Consider the following 5,220-nt stretch of genomic DNA (forward strand, 5'->3'; position numbering starts at 1 on the left):
TAGGAACTCCAAACCCCTATGTTTGAGATATTCCCAATAAAGGCAAAGTTATTTTTAGTACTGTCATCTGAGGTGTAATTTCCATCAAGGTTTAGGGTAAATAGTTTTTTTAGGGTTGATGGGGCAGGTTGATTGTCATTGTCAAAGGTTAGATTTCCTTGTATCAAAGAATTTTTAAGGTTGAAGGTAGAAACGGTGCTAAGAACATTAGGATCCAGCTTGGAGATGTTTTGCCCATAGATGGGATCACCACTGATAGTGAGGTATGCTTTGTTTGCATCCAGGACAATAGGGGCGGAAGCTCCCGGGAATCCTGAGGTTTGCTTGGTATAAATTAAGCCATATTGTCCTGCGGTAGTTTTGTTTAGAGTGTATCCATGAAAAGTATCCGGTTGGTCTAAAGCAGCACAAGATATACTCCCGCCGACTCTGCATGTATCAGCAGCTTCTAATGGCTTTGCGTTAAAAGAGAGCAAGAGAGTAGAGAGTACTACAGAAACTAAAGGAGCGAATTTTTTGATATGAGTGGAAGTTTTAGCAGAGGTTTTTTTGGTAGAAACTTTTTTTATAGGGGTTTTAGTATTTTTGATTGCTTTTTGATTAAGTTCTTTATTGGAGTTGTTAGCAGTTATAGAGGTGGTCTTTGAACTGAGGATTTTTGAAGGGGAAGAGAGTGTATTTACCCCTTTTTTTATTGGTTTTTTGTTCTGAGTGTTGTTCATTAATAAGTCCTTATAATATTAAAATTTCTAGAAAGGTGTGCTAATTATAGCAGAATTTAGCGAAATTTTTATAAATTATAAACTTAAAATTCCGAATTCTTTCTTAGGGGGTTTTTTGATCAAGAGGAATTATTGATATATTTTGTGTTTTTGAAGCAATTTTATAAAAATAAAGTTATTTTATATAAAGTATATTTTTATATTTTGATAAAGATATATTTATTTTGAAGGTTTTTAAATTGGGTAGATTTTTATCATTTTTGCTAAATTTTATAATCGCCATTGTTAAATGGCGCAAATTTTGGATAAACCTTCAGGTTTATCCAAAATTTGAAAATTATTTGAAAAATCAAAAATCCGGATGCTCTATGACTCTATTTTAATTCCGGATTTTGTAAGTGAGGGAGCGATTGTAGTGAAAAAACAAAATTTTTGAAATATTTTAGAAAAATATCATGAAGGGTTGTTAGGGTTGTATGGAGAGTTTGTTGGTTATTCGGATAACTTTCATAATTTTATAGATTATGGAGATTGGTAACTTTTGGGGAGGAGTAGCTATTGATCACCAATCATACAAAGAAGAGATAGTTTGTAATGATTGTATGGCCGGTCATACTTAACTTATGTCATGAGCGGCAAACACAGATAAAAATACTTAATAGATGAGGATTTTATGACCAAAGTATCAAAAGCATCATAAAATCCTCTCACCTTATACATCAAAATTTAAAATTTTTAGTATAAAAGCAGTAAAAAATATTCTATTATTTTCAAACTCATTCTAAAAGAAAACCTAAGGATAAATAAAGATAATTTGAATGTCGGTTATTGTAACTAACCAAACAAACCGTATAAACTGAATAAAACCACAAAATAAAGATTTTGTAATGCCTATAAGCATCATAAAACCTTACATACAGATTATACATTTAAGTTTGGAATATTGAGTGTGAAAATTATTTTGAAGATAAAAAGGGGTGATTTTCTCCCTTTTTTGCATGGCTTTTGGTTTTTAAAATGTCCCTTTAGCCTTTGGTCTTGAGTGTTTTTGATTTTGTAACCTTTTGAAACAATCTGTATCATATTCTATTTTAATTTCAATCTCGTCTCATTTCAACTCAAGAATTCATCTTGCCATAAAGATACTTATAAAATAATCTGTATTGAATTCTGACACAAAGATTTAAAAGCGAGGTTCATGGTAACTCCGGTGGGTGTATTGAGTGTCCCTGTGAATTTAGCATTATCCAAAGTCATATTAAAATATTGTTGGTATTGATTATAGGGAAATACCGGTTCTTGTATTGTAATCGCACTTTGAATATCTGCCCCGCTTTTAGCACTGATATTGATCACAGGAGATTGGACTTGAGAATAACCGCTCCATACTTGCGTAACACTCCCTTGCATAATTGCCCCATCGGAGAGATTGATATTGAGGTGATTTTGAGAAGTCCCGGAGTTTGAGGAGAAAATTTTGATTATTATATTGTTTATTATTATCATTGTTTATGAATTGTTTATGATAGATTGTGGTAAAATGACTGCAAAAAGATACAAAATGATAGAACTATCTTGAGTGAAGTTGTTATCTTTCAAGTTAATATAAGGAGTGAAAAATGGCTTTTAGGATTGAACATGATACTATGGGTGAAGTAAAAGTTGAAGATTCAAAATACTGGGGCGCTCAAACTCAAAGAAGTTTCGAAAATTTTAAAATTGGGATTGAGAAAATGCCCAAAGAATTGATTGAGGCTTTTGGGAAGCTTAAACGTTCTTTGGCAGTGGTCAATCACTCTCTTGGCAAACTTGATGAGAAAAAGAGCAAAGCTATCATTCAGGCTTGTGATGAGATTTTGGAGGGTAAATTTGAGGATATGTTTCCTTTGGCGATTTGGCAAACAGGGAGTGGGACCCAGACAAATATGAATCTCAATGAAGTGATTGCCAATCGTGCGACAGAAATTTTGGGCGGGGATTTTAGAAAAGAAAAATTAGTCCATCCCAATGATGATGTCAATATGTCTCAAAGCTCTAATGATACATTTCCAACAGCTATGCATATCGTAGCTGTGCTTGAGCTAAGCCATAAATTGCTGCCTTCTTTGGAAAAGCTATTCCAAAGCTTGAGGCAAAAAAGTGAGGATTTTAAAGATATTATTAAAATAGGGAGAACCCATCTCCAAGATGCTACCCCTTTGACTTTGGGGCAAGAATTTAGTGGGTATGCAAGCATGCTGGAGCATTCAAAATCTCAAATACAGGCATCTTTGGAACAACTCAGAGAGCTTGCAATTGGTGGGACAGCTGTGGGGACAGGCATCAATGCACATCCAAAATTGGGTGAAAAAGTGAGTGAGGAGCTTACACGTTTGTGCGGGCTGAAGTTTGTCTCTGCGCCCAATAAATTCCATGCCCTTACAAGTCATGATGCTTTGGTGTTTGCACATGGGGCTTTGAAGGGGTTAGCGGGGAATTTGATGAAAATAGCTAATGATATTCGTTGGCTTGCATCAGGTCCCAGATGTGGCTTGGGTGAATTGAATATCCCTGAAAATGAGCCCGGAAGTTCGATCATGCCCGGCAAGGTCAATCCTACTCAAGCAGAAGCTGTAACAATGGTGGCTGTTCAGGTAATGGGAAATGATACGGCTATAGGGATTGGCGCGAGTCAAGGGAATTTTGAACTCAATGTGTTTAAGCCTGTGATTATCTATAATTTTTTACAAAGTCTCAGATTGTTAAGTGATGTGATGGATTCTTTTGATACTCATTGCGTGAGGGGGATCACTCCAAATCTTGATAAAATCGATTATAATTTGCACCATTCTTTGATGTTAGTAACTGCTCTCAACCCTCATATTGGCTATGAAAATGCGGCAAAAGTTGCCAAAAATGCCCATAAAAAAGGTATTAGCCTTAAAGACTCTTGCGTAGAATTGAAACTTTTGAGCGCACAAGATTTTGATAGATTTGTTATCCCTGAAAATATGATCAAGCCAAAAGAATAATCCCATAGTTTTACGTACTTTTTAGAAGCGGGGATGGTCTGTAAAAATTATGAAAATTTATCATATAGGGGAATGCAGATGGTTTGCGGGATCGATGAAGCAGGGAGAGGGAGTCTTTGTGGGAGTATGTTTGTCGCCGGGGTTGCTTGTGATCAAAAAAATGCCCATTGGCTTAAAGAAATCGGGGTCAAAGATAGCAAAAAACTTTCAAAACCCAAACGTTTTGAACTTGCTTCAAAAATGCAAGAAAACAAGGGGCTATATACTTGTATTGTACAAAAAAGCGCTTGGGAGATTGATACAAAGGGATTGAGCTTGTGCTTGAGAGAATCTATAGAAGAGATTATTTCTCATCTCTTGGGTTTTGCTAAGAGGTTTTGTGTAGATGGGAATACGCTTTTTGGGCTTCAAGGCGGGGTGGGGTATAGCCTTGAAGCCATTATCAAAGGAGATGACAAAATCCCTCAAATCTCCGGAGCCTCGATTCTGGCAAAAACCTCAAAAGATGCACAGATGATTGAGCTTGATGAGCAATTCCCACAATATGGATTCAAGAATAATGCCGGATATGGGACATCAGAGCATTTGGAGGCTATCAGGACATATGGGCAGACATATTGGCATCGTAAAAGTTTCGTGATTCGTTGATATTGACAGTCCCCCAAGATAAAGCAACATCTTGTGTGCTGCTATCTTTGAGATCAAGATTGAGTGTACCTCCGGCGATAGTAATCTTATTACTCATTTTTGCATTGTTGGAGAATTTCAAAGAGATATTGTTGGAAATGTTCAATGTCCCACTCATATTGGAGTTATCCAAAGAGATAGTATTACTCCCTCCGGAGCTGGTGATGTTCCCTGAAATGATTGATCCGCCAAAAGCATTAATAGTGTTAGTCCCTCCGGAGTTGGTGATATTCCCTGAGATGTTAGAGTTATTAGAAAAGGTAATAGTATTACTCCCTGCAGAGTTAGTCATATTCCCCGAGAGTGTTGCATTATCCAGGGAGATAGTGCTGGCCCCTGCAACTTGACCACCACTCCCATAAGTATAAGCGGTATTAATAATATTCCCTGAAATAATTGTTCCACCGGAAGCATTGAGAGTAGTGTTGGTCCCTCCGGAGTTGGTGATATTCCCTGAGAGTATTGCCTTATCAGAAGCATTGATGAGGATAGCAGTATCCCCGGTCTGCCCGTTAGGCTCCTTGGTGTTAGTGATATCCCCTGAGATCTTAGCGCCGTTTTTAAGAGTAAAAGTGATACTCCCGGATTTATTGGTAGTCGTGCTTTGGATATCCGCCCCGCTATCAAGAGTGAAGTTAGACACAGGGTATTGGATATCATAGCTAGCCCAATGTTGCGTGATACTCCCTTGCATAATCGCCCCATCGGAGAGATTGATATTGAGGTGATTTTGAGGGTAAGTAACATTCCCTTTATAAGCATAACCTGTTGTAGCACTATTCCCGGAGAAATTATAAGTC

Annotated in this window: 5 protein-coding genes; 2 read left to right on the plus strand and 3 right to left on the minus strand. The window is 37.0% G+C overall.

Annotation, left to right across the window (positions count from 1 at the left end; genetic code table 11):
• Both BKH45_RS08555 and BKH45_RS08560 read right to left on the minus strand, forming a co-directional pair.
• Window positions 1-722: hypothetical protein (locus BKH45_RS08555; protein ID WP_143428402.1), on the minus strand; the 722-nt coding region annotated here is incomplete at its 3' end.
• A gap of 1,146 nt (window positions 723-1,868) precedes the next feature.
• The gene (locus BKH45_RS08560) at window positions 1,869-2,132 is read right to left on the minus strand and encodes a hypothetical protein (RefSeq protein ID WP_095275063.1); all 264 of its coding nucleotides are present in this window, start codon (window positions 2,130-2,132) and stop codon (window positions 1,869-1,871) included.
• Between the two features lie 209 nt (window positions 2,133-2,341).
• Here BKH45_RS08560 and fumC point away from each other — a divergent pair, with 209 nt between their 5' ends.
• Window positions 2,342-3,733 carry a class II fumarate hydratase gene (gene fumC, locus BKH45_RS08565; RefSeq protein WP_095275064.1) on the plus strand — a complete coding sequence of 464 codons (1,392 nt, stop codon included), beginning with the start codon at window positions 2,342-2,344 and terminating at the stop codon, window positions 3,731-3,733.
• A 78-nt stretch (window positions 3,734-3,811) separates the two neighbouring features.
• On the plus strand, window positions 3,812-4,381 hold the full coding sequence (locus BKH45_RS08570) for a ribonuclease HII (RefSeq protein ID WP_095275065.1): 570 nt from the start codon (window positions 3,812-3,814) through the stop codon (window positions 4,379-4,381).
• Here the strand turns inward: BKH45_RS08570 and BKH45_RS08935 are convergent.
• A partial coding sequence (locus tag BKH45_RS08935) for a hypothetical protein (RefSeq protein WP_180675730.1) occupies window positions 4,329-5,220 on the minus strand: 892 nt, incomplete at its 5' end. The genes BKH45_RS08570 and BKH45_RS08935 overlap by 53 nt on opposite strands.

The sequence above is a fragment of the Helicobacter sp. 11S03491-1 genome (assembly GCF_002272835.1).
GTDB lineage: Bacteria > Campylobacterota > Campylobacteria > Campylobacterales > Helicobacteraceae > Helicobacter_J.